This is a genomic window from Streptomyces sp. LMG1-1-1.1 (assembly GCF_040815545.1).
GTDB lineage: Bacteria > Actinomycetota > Actinomycetes > Streptomycetales > Streptomycetaceae > Streptomyces.
Window position 1 is genome coordinate 142,355 of sequence record NZ_JBFPNH010000021.1, and the last position, 15,642, is coordinate 157,996.

The 15,642-nt window shown below is 75.0% G+C and carries 9 protein-coding genes and 1 tRNA gene; 2 read left to right on the plus strand and 8 right to left on the minus strand.

The features are described from left to right. Positions 1 to 104 precede the first annotated feature (104 nt). The 4 genes from MRBLMG1_RS11300 to MRBLMG1_RS11315 all read right to left on the minus strand — a co-directional run bounded on the left by MRBLMG1_RS11300 (position 105) and on the right by MRBLMG1_RS11315 (position 3,432). A tRNA-Thr gene (locus MRBLMG1_RS11300) sits at positions 105 to 178 on the minus strand. A gap of 85 nt (positions 179 to 263) precedes the next feature. After that, the gene (locus MRBLMG1_RS11305) at positions 264 to 1,826 is read right to left on the minus strand and encodes an alpha/beta hydrolase (RefSeq protein WP_367823260.1); all 1,563 of its coding nucleotides are present in this window, start codon (positions 1,824 to 1,826) and stop codon (positions 264 to 266) included. 129 nt (positions 1,827 to 1,955) lie between these two features. Beyond that, the gene (locus MRBLMG1_RS11310; protein WP_367823262.1) at positions 1,956 to 3,158 is read right to left on the minus strand and encodes a DNA polymerase III subunit delta'; all 1,203 of its coding nucleotides are present in this window, start codon (positions 3,156 to 3,158) and stop codon (positions 1,956 to 1,958) included. A 91-nt stretch (positions 3,159 to 3,249) separates the two neighbouring features. After that, positions 3,250 to 3,432 (minus strand): hypothetical protein, encoded by a 183-nt coding sequence (locus tag MRBLMG1_RS11315; protein WP_367823263.1) that lies wholly within the window; start codon positions 3,430 to 3,432, stop codon positions 3,250 to 3,252. Between the two features lie 161 nt (positions 3,433 to 3,593). Between MRBLMG1_RS11315 and MRBLMG1_RS11320 the strand changes: the two genes are divergently transcribed. Together MRBLMG1_RS11320 and MRBLMG1_RS11325 are read left to right on the plus strand one after the other, a co-directional pair. Next, positions 3,594 to 4,961: a sensor histidine kinase gene (locus MRBLMG1_RS11320; protein ID WP_367823265.1), complete on the plus strand. Its 1,368-nt coding sequence runs from the start codon at positions 3,594 to 3,596 to the stop codon at positions 4,959 to 4,961. Then, positions 4,949 to 5,593: a LuxR C-terminal-related transcriptional regulator gene (locus MRBLMG1_RS11325; protein WP_367823267.1), complete on the plus strand. Its 645-nt coding sequence runs from the start codon at positions 4,949 to 4,951 to the stop codon at positions 5,591 to 5,593. The genes MRBLMG1_RS11320 and MRBLMG1_RS11325 overlap by 13 nt, the downstream gene beginning before the upstream one ends. A 78-nt stretch (positions 5,594 to 5,671) precedes the next feature. On the opposite strand, the gene MRBLMG1_RS11330 is transcribed toward MRBLMG1_RS11325, so the two are convergent. From MRBLMG1_RS11330 to topA, 4 genes are all read right to left on the minus strand, one after another. Continuing rightward, positions 5,672 to 8,227 (minus strand): FtsX-like permease family protein, encoded by a 2,556-nt coding sequence (locus MRBLMG1_RS11330; RefSeq protein ID WP_367823268.1) that lies wholly within the window; start codon positions 8,225 to 8,227, stop codon positions 5,672 to 5,674. After that, positions 8,224 to 9,174: an ABC transporter ATP-binding protein gene (locus MRBLMG1_RS11335; protein ID WP_367823270.1), complete on the minus strand. Its 951-nt coding sequence runs from the start codon at positions 9,172 to 9,174 to the stop codon at positions 8,224 to 8,226. The genes MRBLMG1_RS11330 and MRBLMG1_RS11335 overlap by 4 nt, the downstream gene beginning before the upstream one ends. Positions 9,175 to 9,265: 91 nt before the next feature. Beyond that, positions 9,266 to 12,640, minus strand: coding sequence for a dTMP kinase (tmk, locus tag MRBLMG1_RS11340; protein ID WP_367823272.1), 3,375 nt, complete (start codon positions 12,638 to 12,640; stop codon positions 9,266 to 9,268). A 129-nt stretch (positions 12,641 to 12,769) separates the two neighbouring features. Then, on the minus strand, positions 12,770 to 15,601 hold the full coding sequence (gene topA, locus MRBLMG1_RS11345; RefSeq protein ID WP_367823274.1) for a type I DNA topoisomerase: 2,832 nt from the start codon (positions 15,599 to 15,601) through the stop codon (positions 12,770 to 12,772). Between the last annotated feature and the right edge of the window lie 41 nt (positions 15,602 to 15,642).

The following is a 15,642-nucleotide window of genomic DNA, read 5'->3' on the forward strand; positions in this document are numbered from 1 at the left end:
ATCGCTCACGCAAGCACTTCCACGGCATCCCTGTCGTGCGGCTCGGCATGCCCCGGGCATGAAAAAACCCCAGGTCACGGCGAGTGAGTCCTGGGGTAATTCCGAGCCGCCTTCGGGATTCGAACCCGAGACCTACGCATTACGAGTGCGTTGCTCTGGCCAACTGAGCTAAGGCGGCATGCTGTGCGGTCACATCGTGGGTGCAGCAGCGCCGCCAAGTCTACACAGTTTCCGGGGGTGCTCCGACCACCCCTGGATCAGGGCTATGAGCAGCGCTTTCCGTCCTGGGGAGGGGTGCCTTCGAGGAGGTAGGTGTTGATGGCGGTGTCGACGCAGTCGCTGCCGCGGCCGTAGGCGGTGTGGCCGTCGCCCTCGTAGGTGAGGAGGGTGCCGGAGGAGAGCTGGTCGGCGAGGGAGCGGGCCCACTGGTAGGGGGTGGCGGGGTCGCGGGTGGTGCCGACGACGAGGATGGGGGCGGCGCCGTCGGCGGTGATGCGGTGGGGGTGGCCGGTGGGTCGGGTGGGCCAGTAGGTGCAGTTGAGGGCGGCCCAGGCGAGGCCGGCGCCGAAGACCGGGGAGGCCTTCTCGAAGGCGGGGACGGCCTTGGAGGCGTCGGTGGGGCCGGTGTAGGCGGGCGGCAGGTCGAGGCAGTTCACGGCGGCGTTGGCGAACATCAGGTTGGCGTAGGTGCCGTCCGCCTCGCGTTCGTAGTAGCTGTCGGCGAGGGCGAGGAGGCCGGAGCCCTCGCCGCCGATCGCGCGGGTGAGGGCCTCGCGCAGCTGGGGCCAGGCGCCCTCGTCGTACATGGCGGCGATCACCCCGGTGGTGGCGAGGGACTCGCCGAGCGCACGGCTCTCGCCGGTCGGCACCGGCTCGGCGTCGACGTCGCGGAAGAACGACTTCAGCGCCTCGCCGGCCGCCGTGACCGACTCGGTGCCGAGGGGGCAGTCCGGCGTACGGACGCAGTCGGCGGCGAAGGCGCGGAAGGCGGTCTCGAATCCCGCGGTCTGGTCGCGGTTGAGGTCGACCGCGGAGAGCGAGGGGTCCATCGCCCCGTCGAGGACGAGGCGGCCGACCCGGGCCGGGAAGAGTTCCGCGTAGGTGGCGCCCAGGAAGGTGCCGTACGACGCCCCCACGTACGTGAGCTTCTCGTCGCCGAGCACCGCCCGCAGGATGTCCATGTCGCGGGCTGTCTCGACGGTGGAGACGTGGGGCAGGATCGTGCCGGACTTCTTCTCGCAGCCGGCCGCGAAGTCCTTGAACGCGGCGCTGAGCGCGTTGACCTCCGCCGTGTCGTCGGGGGTCTGGTCGACCTGGGTGTACGCGTCCATCTGCGGGCCCGTCAGGCAGTCGACCGGCTCGCTGCGGGCGACTCCGCGCGGGTCGACGGCCACCATGTCGTAGCGGGCGCGGACGGGCGCGGGGTAGCCGATGCCCGCGTACCCCTCCAGGTAGCCGACGGCCGAGCCGCCGGGCCCGCCGGGGTTGACCAGGAGCGAGCCGAGCCGCTTCCCGGGGCCGGTGGCCCGGGCCCGCGAGACGGCCAGCTTCACGTCGCCGGCCTCCGGGTTCGCGTAGTCGAGCGGGGCGAGCAGCGTCGTGCACTGGAAGTCCGTGACCCCGCAGTCGCGCCAGGACAGCTTCTGCGCGTAGTACTTCTTCAGTGCCGCCGCCTCGGGCGAGGCCGCGGTGGTGCCGGCGGCCGAGGCGCCCGACGGGGTGCTCCGCGACGCGGCGGCGTCGCTTCCGCCCGTACAGCCGGAGAGGATCAGTCCGGCTGCGGCGAGAGCCGTGGCGGACGTGCGGAGCAAGCGCCTGGAATCCATTCCCGGAGCGTATCCGGACGAGTACGGACCGTGTCCAATCGCGCTCCCCGCCGTGCGCTCCCCCTCCCCAGGGCCTGTCGTCGAACTCCCGTCTGCCCTGCGGGCGACGACGGGAGTTGACGACCGGCCCTAGTCGCGCAGGGCCAGGGTCATCGCCTCCATGGCGAGCAGGGGGGCGACGTTCCGGTCGAGGGCGTCGCGGCAGGCGAGGATCGACTCGATGCGGCGGAGGGTGCGCTCCGGGGTGGTGTCGCGGGCGATCCGCTCGATGGCGTCCCGCACGTCCGTGTTGGCCAGGGCGGAGCGGGAGCGGAGCTGGAGGGCCAGGACGTCGCGGTAGAAGCCGGTGAGGTCGGTGAGGGCGAGGTCGAGGCTGTCGCGCTGGGTCCGGGTCTTGCGCCGCTTCTGGTCGGCTTCCAGGTCCTTCATCACGCCGGCCGTGCCGCGCGGCAGCCGGCCGCCCGGGGCCACGCCGAGGGCCGTCTTCAGCTCCTCGGCCTCCTTGGTGTCGAGCTCCTCGGCGAGCTGCTTCGCGTCCTCCTCCGCCACGTCGAAGAGTTCCTGGGCCGCCTTGAGGCAACCGCCGACGTCCCCGACGCGCAGCGGCACCTTGAGGACGGCGGCCCGGCGCGCGCGTGCCCGCTCGTCGGTGGCGAGCCGGCGGGCCCGATCGACGTGCCCCTGGGTGGCGTGGGCCGCGGCGTACGCCGCCTCCGGTTCGATGCCGTCGCGCCGTACGAGTACGTCGGCGACCGCCCGCACCGACGGCGTGCTCAGGTTCAGGTGGCGGCAACGGGAGCGGATCGTGGGCAGCACGTCCTCGATGGAGGGCGCGCAGAGCAGCCAGACGGTCCGCTTGGCGGGCTCTTCCACGGCCTTCAGGACGGCGTTGGCCGACTTCTCGTTGAGCCGCTCGGCGTCGGCCACCAGGATGACCTGCCAGCGGCCGTTCGCCGGCGCCGTGTACGACTTGCGCACGGTGTCGCGCATGTCCTCCGCACGGACCACGGCACCGACGGCCTTGACCGTGGTCACGTCGGCGTGGGTGCCGACCAGCGTGGTGTGGCAGCCGGTGCAGAACCCGCAGCCCGGCGCACCGCCCAGCGCCCGGTCGGGGCTGACGCACTGCAGCGCGGCGGCGAACGCCCGCGCCGCCGTCTCCCGGCCGGCTCCCGGCGGGCCGGTGAAGAGCCAGGCGTGGGTCATCTTCGAGGCCTCGGGGGCGGGCTCCCCGGCCGCATGGGCGGTCACGAGCGCGTCGGCGTCGCGCGCGGCGGCGGCGAGCTGCTCCTCGACCCGTGCCTGTCCGACCAGGTCGTCCCATACGGCCATGTCTGCCCCTCCTCAGGTACGCCCTCCATTGTGGGGCAGTCCTCTGACAACCCCCGCCGGACGACGGAACGGCACTCCGTGTCACCTCATGTCACACGCGGGCCCGGTTGTCGCGGGGGCGGGTCAGCCAGAGGCCGGCGACGGAGCCGAGCAGGACCGCGCCGGTGCAGACGCTTCCGGCGATCCGGAGGCCACCGGTCCAGTCGGAGAAGGTGCCGACGAAGACGTTGGCCAGGACGCTCGCGGTGAGCAGCAGCCAGAGAAGGGCGCGCATGGGATGCCTCCGTGAAGGGGGTTCGGGGTGGGCCGCCGGTCGTTCCCGGCGCCTCTCCGATCCTCGTCCGTGCCGGGCCCGCGCACAGCGGTGCCCGCCCCCGGAGCGATGGTGTAGCCCGCTCCACCGTCTGCCCCGCGGAGGCCGCCTAGGCTGGCTCCATGCGTGAGGCGATCAAGGAAGCGGCCCGGGCGTGGCTCCATCTCGCGATCGGGGCCGCGCTCTCCCTCCTCTGCTACCTGATGGTGGGCGTCGCACTGTTCACGGCGTTCCTCACGGTGACGGTCATCGGCGCCGGGGTGCTTCCCGAGAGCGTCCTGCTGCTGCGCCGGGTGGCCGGCTGGGAGCGGCGCCGTACGGCCGGGTGGACCGGGTCGCCGGTCCCCGAGGCGTACCTGCCCCTGGAAGGGCCGCTCCCCGCGCGCGTGCGGACGGCCGTCACCGACCCCGGCACCCGGCGGGACCTGGTCTGGGCCGCCGCGCAGCTGCTCTACGGCTCGGTGCTCTGGTACCTCTCGCTCATTCTGTGGGGGCCGGCGCTGCTGGTCGACGGGGTCTGGACCGGGCTCGCGGGGCGGCGGCCGGTGGCGCTGCCGCTGATCGGCAGGCTCGCGGGGCTCGCGGCCGAATGGTCGCGCGCGCTGCTCACGCCGACCCCGTCGGCGGCCCGGGACGCCGCGCTGGCCGCCCGTATCGAACAGCTGACGGCCACCCGGGCGGGCGCGGTCGCCGCGCACGGCGCCGAGCTGCGCCGGATCGAGCGCGACCTCCACGACGGCGCGCAGGCCCGTCTGGTGGCGCTCTCCATGCGGATCGGCCTTGCCCGGCGTGCGTACGCCACCGATCCCGCGACCGCGCTCAAGCTCCTGGACGACGCCCAGACGCAGGCCGAGGAGGCGCTGGCCGAGCTGCGGCACGTGGTGCGCGGCATCCACCCGCCGATCCTCACCGACCGCGGTCTGACCGGGGCGGTGCGGGCCCTCGCCGCGAGCAGCGGCCTGGAGGTGGCGGTCACGGTGACGGGCCTGGCCGCCCTCCCCACCACGCGTACGGACAGCGCTCCCCGTACAGACCGCACCCCGCGGACGACCCCCACCACCTCCGCAGACCCCACAGACCCCATTGCCCCTGCCACCCCCGCAGACCCCACCGCCCCCGCCATCCCCGCAGACCCCACAGACCCCACCGCCTCCGGCACCCCCGCAGCCCCCTCGACCCCCTCCGACGACGGACCCCGCGCGCCCGCCGCCGTCGAGGCCGCGGCGTACTTCGTCGTGGCCGAGGCGCTGACGAACGCGGCCAAGCACAGCGGCGCCGCGCGGGCCTCCGTGGCCCTGGCCCGTGAGCGGACCGGGCTACGCGTGCGCGTGCGGGACGAGGGCCGGGGCGGGGCGGAGGCGGGGGAGAGTGGTGGCTCCGGGCTGACGGGCATGCGCAGGCGGGTCGCCGCGCTGGACGGCACCGTACGACTGACCAGCCCCGAAGGGGGCCCGACCGTGATCGAAGTGGAGCTTCCGTGCGTGTGGTGATCGCCGAGGACAACGCCCTCCTGCGGGAGGGCCTGGTGCTGTTGCTGACCTCCTCCGGCCACGAGGTCGTCGGGGTCGCGGCCACCGGGCCCGAGATCCTGCCGCTGCTCCTGGAGCACCGCCCGGACGTGGCCGTCCTCGACGTACGGCTGCCGCCCGGCTTCCGCGACGAGGGGCTACGGGCGGCGCTCTCGGCCCGCGAGCAGCTGCCGGACCTGCCGGTGCTCGTGCTCTCCCAGTACGTGGAGGAGACGTACGCGGCGGAGCTCCTGGGCGGCGGCGCGCGGGGCGTCGGCTACCTCCTGAAGGACCGGGTGGGGCGGGTCGACGAGTTCCTGGACGCCCTGGACCGCGTCGCCTCCGGGGGTACGGCCCTGGACCCGGAAGTCGTCACCGAGCTGCTGGCCCGCCGCCGCGACGACCCGCTGGACTCCCTCACGCCCCGCGAGCGCGAGGTCCTCGAACTGATGGCGCAGGGCCTCGACAACGGCACGATCGCCCGCTCGATGGTCGTCACCGAACGGGCCGTGCACAAGCACATCGGCAATGTCTTCGCGAAGCTCGGCCTCCCGCCGAGCGACGGCGGCGGCCACCGCCGGGTCCTCGCCGTACTGGCGTACCTCGACGCCTGATCGGGGCGGGGCAGCGCCCCGGCCGGTGTCCCGTGCCGGGGCGGCATCCGCTCCTCGACGCCCGCCCGGCGGGTCCCGTCAGCGCCCCGCCCGGCGCCCCGCAGTGGGCAGGAACACTCCGGCGGCCACCGTCACCACCACCGTGCCCGTGATCAGCCCGGCCTGTGCGGGCGGCAGATACGGCAGGCCGCCGGTGAGAGCCCAGGCGAAGGCGGTGAGGGGCAGCGCGGCGACCGCGGCTCCGATGATGAGGCCCGTGGCGGTCAGGAACCCGGCTTCCAGGCCGAGCATCCGGCGCAGCTGGCCGGCCGAGGCGCCCACCTGCCGGAGCAGCGCCAGCTCGCCGCGCCGCCCCGCGCCGATGAGGGCGAGGGTGCTGAGGACGGACAGGAGGGTGAGCCCGCCGATGGCGCCGACGACTGCGGTCGAGACGATCCCGTTCAGCTCGGCCCCGGGGAGCGTCACCTGCTCGGGCGCGACGGCAGTGCCCGCCGAGGCCGGTCCCGGCTTCGGGGTTCCTGTCGGCGTCCGGCCGGTCGACGCCAGTACGCGCGCGGGGTACGGATCGCTCATGTGCGGGGCCAGTTCGGACTTCGGCAGCAGGAACTCGCCGAGGGCGAGCGACCGTTCGTACACCGCCACCACCCGCAGCCGCTTCGGCGTCCCGTCACCGAGCCGCAGCTCGACGGGCGAACCGGGCTTCAAGCCGAGGGAGTCGGCCGTGGCCGCGCCGACCGCGACGGTGCCGGGCCGGCCGAGCCCCGCCAGGTCGCCCGCGACGACGCCGGGGTCGAGCGTGCCCGCGAGGCCGGCGGCGTCCACGCCGAGGACGGGGAGCCGGTCGAGGCGCGGCGAGCCGGCCTGGGTCCCGGCCAGGACGACCGTCGAACGCAGCACGTCCGTGGCCGACTCCACCCCCGGCAGCCGTCGCACCCGCTCCGCCGTCGTCCCGGAGAACGCGAGGTCGGCGGTGGTCGCGGCCCGCGCCTGCGCCCCCGCGGCCCGTTCCATGGTGGTGCCCGCCGAGAGCTGGACGAGGGCGAAGGCCGTGATGAGGACGACCGGGACGAGCGCGGCCCCGAGGCGGCGCGAGTGCGCGCTCGCCCCGGCCGCCGTGAGCCGGCCGGGCGCGCCGCCGAGCCACCGGAACGGCCGGTCGAGGACGGTCATCGCGGCCCGCGCGATCCACGGCCCGAGCAGCGCGCACCCGACGACCAGCGTCACGGTGGCCGCCCCTGCGGCGGCCGCGGCGGCGTCGCCGCCCTGGACCGTGGCCGTGCCGGCCGCCGTCGCGCCGAGCACGAGCAGCGCGATCCCTGAGACGCGGCGCGCGGCGCCCTTCCCCGGGCGTCCCGGCCGTCGGGCGGCGAAGAGGACGACGAGCCTGGCGATCCCCACGACGACGGCGGCGACCATCAGGACGCCGACGAACAGCCAGGGCGGGGCGGGCAGTTCGAGGCCTTCCGGCACGACTCCCGCACGGCCCCGCAGCGCCGACCACAGGGCGAGGAACCCCGGTACGGCCGCGAGCCCGCCGACCAGCGCCGCCGCACCCGCGACCCGGGCCACCTCCCGTCCGGCCGCGGCCCGCACCTGACGGGGCGTCGCGCCGACGGAGAGCAGCAGGTCCCGCTCGGCGGAGCGCTGTCCCAGCGCCTGCGCGACCAGCGAGGCGAGGACGAGTACGGCGACGAGGACGACCGTCCCGGACACGGCGGCGAGCATCATGAGGAGGTCCCCGCGCGCGGGGAGCGCGGCGAGGTGCTCGGCACCGCCTCGCCCGTCGCCGGTGAACGCCCGGAGCGGCATTCCCGCGGCGGTGTCCTTCAGACGGGCGCTGTCCAGGGCCGCCCGCACGCGCGCGTGGAGGGTCTCCACCGGCACACCGGGTTCCCCCAGGACCCCGACGGCGTCCACGGCCCCCGGATGCCCGGCGAGCCGCCGCGCCTCCCCCGCCGTGAAGTACAGCGCGGCCGGCCCGTCCGCCAGGCCGACGACCGTGTGCCCGGCGACGGTGTCCCCGATCCGAACGCCTCCCCCGGCCCCAGCCCCGGACCCCGACCCGCCGTAGTGGCCTCCCGCGACGATCTCCCCGGCCCCCCGGGGCTCCCGCCCGTCGACCAGCCGGTACGGAGCGAGCGCGGCGGCCTCCCAGGACCGGCCGGTGTGGGTCCGCGTCCCGGCACCGGTGGCGGTGTCCGTCACCGCGCTGTCGGCGGCACCCTTCCCGCCACCGGACGCGGTGCCCGCCCCGACACCCGCCCCCCGCTCCCGTACGACGAACGTGTCGTCCGGCACCGCGGCCCGAACGCCGGGGACCCTACGGAGTACGTCGGCGGTGGCCGCCGGGATCCGGACCCGCTCGGTGAGACCGGCTGTCACGGTGGTGGGCTCGCTGCCCCACGGGGTGGCCCTCCAGCGGACCTCCTGGTCGCCGGCGACGACGACGGGCGCGGCCGCGAACCGGTCCACGCGCGCGTGGCCGAGCCCGGCCGAGCCGAGGGCGAGGGCCAGGGCGCCGAGCAGCGCGGAGGTGACGGCGACGGCCGCGAACACGGCCGCCCACGCCTTCCGGTGCGTCCGCAGCGACCGGCCGGCGAGCAGCCCCACCGCGGCGTTCCCCACCCGGCTCATCGCGCCACCGCCACGAACCGCCCGGCCCCGGCGGAGCCACCCAGCCCCAGCTGCGCACCAGGCTCGGCCGAGCCACCCAGCCCGAGCCCAGCGCCGGCCCCGGCGGAGCCACCCATCCCCTGCCGATCGCCGGCCCCGGCCGGGCCACCCCGCCCCAGCCGCGCGCCGGCACCCGCACCCCGCTCCTCCCGCGCCCCGGCCCCGGGCCGCACGCCCAGCGCCTCCCGTACGCCGGTCTCGTCCGGGTGGTCGAGGCGGCCGACGAGGCGGCCGCTGTCCAGGAAGACGGCTTGGTCCGTCCAGGAGGCGGCCACCGGGTCGTGGGTGACGAGGACGACGGTGCGGCCCCGCTCGTCGACGGCGCGGCGCAGGAGGGCGAGGACGCCGGCGGCGGTGACGGGGTCGAGGGCGGCGGTGGGCTCGTCGGCGAAGACGACCTCGGGTTCGTTGACGAGGGCGCGCGCGATGGCCACCCGCTGCCGCTGGCCGCCGGAGAGGTGCTCGGGAGTGTCGTCGGCGCGGTCGGCGAGCCCCACCGCGTCGAGGCCGGCGAGGGCGCGGGCGTCGAGCTCGCGGCCGCCGCGGGCTCCGGCGAGGAGCAGCGGCAGGGTGACGTTCTCGCGGACGTTCAGGGCGGAGACGAGGTTGAGCGACTGGAAGACGAAGCCGATCCGGTCCCTCCGGAGCCGGGTGAGTCCGGACGCCTTCAGCGTGGCGAGGTCCGTGCCCCCGATCCGTACCGTCCCGGTCGTCGGCCGTTCGAGCCCGGCCGCGCAGCGCAGCAGGGTGGACTTTCCGGAGCCCGACGGGCCCATCACCGCCACGAACCGGCCCCTCGGCACGGTCAGGCTCACCCCGTCGAGGGCGGGGGCGCCGCTTCCGTACGTCCGGGTCACCCCGTCCAGGGCGAGGGCCGCACCGCTCTCCGTCACTGCTGTCGTCAACATGCCGACAACGCTAGAAAAGCGCAGGTCACAACGGTATGGGGCTGGCTGCCCGGTGGGGGGTGGAGCTAGCTACACCCCCCACCGGGGGAGATCAGCGGCGGCGGCCGCCGTCCTCGTCGTCGTGCGGGCCGAACAGCTCGTCCGCGAGGGTCGGCAGATCGTCGAGCGGGGTCTCCTCGGCCCAGTCGGAGCGGCGGCGCGGCCGGCCGTCCTCGTCGAGCTGGGGCAGCTCGCGGGTGCGGTCGTTCGCCCCCTGCGGCTCCTCCCGCGCGGCGCGCCCGGCGGGCTCGTCGCGGAAGATGCCCTGCGGGACCCGGTCGGCGGGGTCGGCCGCGCGGGGGCGTGCGGGAGCGGTGTCGCGTACGGGAGCGGTGTCGCGTACGGGCGGCAGGACCGCGGTCTCGTCGATCTCCCGGGTCTCCCCGACCACGGGCAGGACGGCCGTCTCGTCGGCTCCCGGCCGCACGATCGGGGTGGCCACGGTGACCTCGTTCGGCGAGACCTTCGGCTCGTCCGGCTTCACGATCGGGGTCTCGACGGTGACGTCGTTCGCCGAGGCCTCGGCGGCCGCACGCGCGGCGGCGGCCTTCTCGGCTGCGACCGCCTTCTCCGCGGCGGCCTTCTCGGCAGCGGCCTTCGCCGCCGCGGCCCGCTCTCCTGCGGCCTTCTCCGCGGCCGCCTTCTCGGCCGCCGCCTTCTCGTGCGCGGCCTTGGTGGCAGCGGCCCGCTGGACCGCGGCCACTTCGGCGGCGGCACGTTCCGCCGCGGCCTTCTCGGCGGCCGCCTTGGCCGCGGCCTCGGCGGCGACCTTCTCCGCGGCGGCCCGCACCACGGCCTCCTCGGCGGCCTTCGCGGCGGCGGCGGCCTCGGCCATCCGGCGGGCCTCCTCGGCGCGGAGCAGGGCCTCCTCGGCCTTGCGCTGCTTCTCCAGGCGGCGTTCCTCGGCCTCGGCCCGCAGCCGGGCCTCCTCCTCGGCCTCCTTGCGGAGCCGCTCCTGCTCCTCCTGGCGGGCCTTCTCCTCGGCCGCGAGGCGCTTGCGCTCCTCCTCGGCGGCGAGCTCCGCGGCGATCCGGGCCTCCTCGGCCAGGCGGCGGGCCTCCTCCGCCTGCCGTTCGGCCTCCAGGCGGCGCGCCTCTTCCTCCTCGCGCCGCTTGCGCTCCTCCTCCTCGGCGCGGAGCTTGGCGAGCTGCGCCTGCCGCTCGCGCTCCAGGCGCTCCTCCTCGGCCTTGCGGGCCGCCTCTTCCTCGGCCTTGCGGCGCGCCTCCTCCTCGGCCTTCCGGCGCGCCTCCTCGGCGGCCTTCACCTCGGCCTCGGAGAGCGGCAGCATCCGGTCGAGCCGGTGGCGGACGACGGTGGTGACGGCCTCCGGCTCCTGGCCGGCGTCGACGACGAGGTAGCGGCTGGGGTCGGCGGCCGCGAGGGCGAGGAATCCGGACCGCACGCGCGCGTGGAACTCCGGCGGCTCGGACTCCAGACGGTCGGGGGCCTCGGTGAACCGTTCCCGCGCGGTCTCCGGGGACACGTCGAGCACTACGGTCAGGTGCGGGACGAGCCCGCTGGTCGCCCAGCGGGAGATGCGGGCGATCTCGGTCGGGGACAGGTCGCGGCCCGCGCCCTGATAGGCCACGGACGAGTCGATGTACCGGTCGGAGAGGACGATCGCGCCCCGCTCCAGGGCCGGCCGGACCAGCGAGTCGACGTGCTCGGCGCGGTCGGCCGCGTAGAGCAGGGCCTCGGCCCGGTTCGAGAGCCCCGCCGACGACACGTCGAGGAGGATCGAGCGGAGCCGCTTGCCGATCGGGGTGGCGCCGGGCTCGCGGGTGACGACGACCTCGTGGCCCTTGGCGCGGATCCACTCGGCGAGCGCCTCGACCTGGGTCGACTTGCCGGCCCCGTCGCCGCCCTCCAGGGCGATGAAGAAGCCCGTCGGCGAGGGTGCCTGGGCCGGGTCGGAGCCGCGCAGCGCGTCGCGCAGGTCGCGGCGGAGCGGGACCCCGGCGCGGTCGTCGGTCTTGGCGAGGACGAGCGCGGCGACCGGCAGCAGCAGCGCGCCGACGAGGACGAGCGTGAAGGCCGCGCCGCCGTGCGCGAAGACGAAGTCGCCGGAGGCGAGCCGGTGCGGCCCGATCGCGGCGGCGAGGAGCGGCGCGGCGAGCGCGCCGACGGCCATGCCGACGCGGGCGGTGGCCTGGAGGTGTTCGGTGGTGCGCGCCCGGCGGGGCTCCTCGGTCTCCTGGTCGACGAGGTGGTGTCCTGTGTTCGCGGCGACGCCGGCGGCGTAACCGGCGAGGACGGCGAGGAACAGCACGGTCGCCGTGTCCGGCACGAGGCCCATCGCGATCAGGGCGACGCCGGTGACGGCGGTCACGAGGGCGAGCAGCCGGCGCCGGGACAGGACGGGCAGGACGGAGCCCGCGGTGCGGATGCCGACGGCGGTGGCGCCGCTGAGCGCCAGGACCAGGAGCGCGTACGTGACGGGCCCGCCGCCGAGGTCGTAGGCGTGGAGGACGGACACGGAAGCGGCGGCGGCGATGGCGCCGGCGACGGTGGCGCAGGTCAGGACGAGCAGCGGCAGGGCGCCGGTGCGGCCCTTCTCGGCCGCGGCCTTCCCCTCTTCCTGGGTGCCCTTCCCGGCCGACGGCCGGCGCAGGCCTTCGAGGGGCGAGCGGGGCCGGGGGGTCTCCCCCCCGGGCAGCGCCATCGCGTACACGACGGTGACGGAGGCGGCGAAGAGCCCGGCGGCGACGTACGAGCCGAGGGCGGCCTGGTGCAGCGAGAACCAGTCGAGTCCGGCGCCGAGCAGGTTGCCGACCAGGGTGGCGACCAGCAGGGCCGCGGCCGCGGCCGGGACGGCGAGGAAGCCGGTGCGCTGGGACAGCCGGCGCAGCGCGCCGAGGTGGTCGGGGAGCGGCCGTACGGCGGCGCCTTCGAGCGGCGGGGCGGGCAGCAGCGCGGGCGCGGCGCCCTCGCGGCCGATCGTCCAGAGCCGCTCGGCCGCACCGGTGACGAACACGGTGCCGAGCACGTACCAGAGGGCGTCGCGGGGGACCCAGTCGATCCACAGGGGGGCGACGACGAGCAGCGCGACCCGCACCCCGTCGGCGCCGATCATGGTCCAGCGCCGGTCGAACGCGCCGCCGGGTCCGGTGAGCGCCGTCAGCGGCCCGAGGAGCACCGCTCCGAAGACGACCGAGGCCAGCAGGCGTACGCCGACGACGGCGGCCACGGCGAACGCGGCACCCCGGTAGCCGCCCCCGAGCGCGCCCTCGGCGACGGCCGCCTGAAGGCCGAGGAGCACGAGGACGAGGAGGGCGAGGACGTCGCCGGTGCTGCCGAGCGCGTGGGCGCTCCACAGCCGGCGCAACGGCTGATGGCGCAAGAGGGCGCTGACGGCGCGCTCCCTGGAATCCGCGACGAGTGCGGCGTCGGAATCGCCGAGGCGGTCTGGCTGCTCTGCTCGCGTCATCCGTCCACCCTATCCGGACGGCCTCCCTCATCGCGGCCCCCGCCCGAACATCCGGACGAGGCTGTGACGGGACGGCGACGGGGGCGGAGACACCCGGTCTCCGCCCCCGTCTTCCCGCGTGGTGCGGTACTACTCCGGCTTGGCCGCCGCCGTCTTCTTGGCCGCGGTCGTCTTCTTCGCCGTCGTGGTCTTCTTCGCGGCCGTCTTCTTGGCGGTGGTGGTCTTCTTCGCCGCCGTCTTGGTGGCCGCCTTCTTCGCGGGCGCCTTCTTGGCCGGGGCCTTCTTGGCGACCTTCTTCGCCGGTCCCTTGGCCCGCTTCTCCGCGAGGAGCTCGTAGCCGCGCTCGGGCGTGATCTCCTCCACGCTGTCGCCGGTGCGCAGGGTGGCGTTGGTCTCGCCGTCCGTCACGTACGGGCCGAAGCGGCCGTCCTTGACGACCACGGGCTTCTCGCTGACCGGGTCGGTGCCGAGCTCCTTCAGCGGCGGCTTGGCCGCGGCCCGGCCCCGCTGCTTCGGCTGGGCGTAGATCGCGAGCGCCTCTTCGAGGGTGATCGTGAAGAGCTGCTCCTCGTCGGTGAGCGACCGCGAGTCCGTGCCCTTCTTCAGGTACGGGCCGTAGCGGCCGTTCTGGGCGGTGATCTCGACGCCCTCGGCGTCCGCGCCGACGGTCCGCGGGAGGGACATCAGCCGGAGGGCGTCCTCCAGGGTGACGGTGTCGACCGCCATCGACTTGAAGAGGGAGGCGGTGCGCGGCTTCACCGCGTTCTTGCCGGTCTTCGGGGTGCCCTCGGGCAGGATCTCGGTGACGTACGGGCCGTAGCGGCCGTCCTTGGCGACGATCTGGTGGCCGCTGACCGGGTCGGTGCCCAGCTCGAAGTCGCCGCTCGGCTTGGCGAGCAGTTCCTCGGCGTGCTCGACGGTCAGCTCGTCGGGCGCGAGGTCGTCGGGGACGTCGGCGCGCTGGTGGCCCTCCGCGTCCTTCTCGCCGCGCTCGACGTACGGGCCGTAGCGGCCGACGCGGAGCACGATGCCGTTGCCGACGGGGAACGAGGAGATCTCGCGGGCGTCGATGGCGCCGAGGTCGGTGACGAGCTCCTTGAGGCCGCCGAGGTGGTCGCCGTCGCCGTTTCCGGCGTCCGCGGCGCCGCCCGCCGCGGCTCCCTCGCCCTCGCCGAAGTAGAAGCGCTTCAGCCACGGCACGGACTGGGCCTCGCCGCGGGCGATGCGGTCGAGGTCGTCCTCCATGCGGGCGGTGAAGTCGTAGTCGACGAGCCGCCCGAAGTGCTTCTCCAGGAGGTTGACGACGGCGAAGCTCAGGAAGGACGGCACGAGGGCCGTGCCCTTCTTGAAGACGTAGCCGCGGTCGAGGATGGTGCCGATGATCGACGCGTACGTCGACGGGCGGCCGATCTCGCGTTCTTCGAGCTCCTTGACCAGCGAGGCCTCGGTGTAGCGGGCCGGCGGCTTGGTGGCGTGCCCGTCGACGGTGATCTCGTCGGCGGTCAGCGCGTCGCCCTCGGCGACCTGCGGCAGGCGCCGCTCGCGGTCGTCGAGCTCCGCGTTCGGGTCGTCGGCCCCCTCCACGTACGCCTTCATGAAGCCGTGGAAGGTGATCGTCTTGCCGGACGCGCTGAACTCGGCGTCGCGGCCGTCGGCGGCGCGGCCGCCGATCTTCACGGTGACCGAGTTGCCGGTGGCGTCCTTCATCTGGGAGGCGACGGTCCGCTTCCAGATGAGCTCGTAGAGACGGAACTGGTCGCCGGTCAGGCCGGTCTCCGCCGGAGTGCGGAAACGATCACCCGAAGGACGAATCGCCTCGTGCGCCTCCTGCGCGTTCTTGACCTTGCCCGCGTAGACACGCGCCTTCTCCGGCAGGTAGTCGGCGCCGTACAGCTGCGTGACCTGCGCACGGGCCGCCGCGACGGCCGTCTCGGACAGGGTGGTGGAGTCCGTACGCATGTAGGTGATGAAGCCGTTCTCGTACAGCTTCTGCGCCACCTGCATGGTCGCCTTCGCACCGAAGCCCAGCTTGCGGCTCGCCTCCTGCTGGAGGGTGGTGGTCCGGAAGGGCGCGTACGGCGAGCGGCGGTACGGCTTCGACTCGACCGAGCGCACGGCGAACGCCGTGTCGGCGAGCGCGGCGGCCAGGGCCCGGGCGTTCGCCTCGTCCAGGTGGAGCACGCTGTCGTTCTTCAGCCGGCCGTCGGCGCCGAAGTCACGGCCCTGCGCGACGCGCTTGCCGTCGACCGTCGCGAGGCGCGCGACCAGCGACGACGGGTCGGAGGCGTCACCGGTACGGCCGGTGCCGAAGGTGCCGGTGAGGTCCCAGTACTCGGCGGAGCGGAAGGCGATGCGCTCGCGCTCCCGCTCGACGACGAGCCGGGTGGCGACGGACTGCACGCGGCCGGCGGACAGCCGCGGCATGACCTTCTTCCACAGGACCGGCGACACCTCGTAGCCGTACAGCCGGTCGAGGATGCGGCGGGTCTCCTGGGCGTCGACCATGCGCTGGTTCAGCTCGCGCGGGTTGGCGACGGCCTCGCGGATCGCGTCCTTGGTGATCTCGTGGAAGACCATCCGGTGGACCGGGACCTTGGGCTTCAGGACTTCCTGGAGGTGCCACGCGATGGCCTCGCCCTCGCGGTCCTCATCGGTGGCGAGGAAGAGTTCGTCGGACTCGGCGAGGAGCTCCTTGAGCTTCCTGACCTGGGCCTTCTTGTCCGCGTTGACGACGTAGATGGGCTGGAAGTCGTGCTCGACGTCGACCCCGAGCCGGCGCACCTCGCCGGTGTACTTCTCCGGCACCTCGGCGGCACCGCTGGGGAGGTCGCGGATGTGCCCGACGCTCGCCTCGACGACATAGCCGGGGCCGAGGTAGCCCTTGATCGTCTTCGCCTTGGCAGGCGACTCGACGATGACGAGTCGGCGGCCGCCGTGTGCGGCTTCGCTGGTCGGGGACAACTTCGCTCTTCTCTCCGGATCGGCACTCTCTGGCACGTACT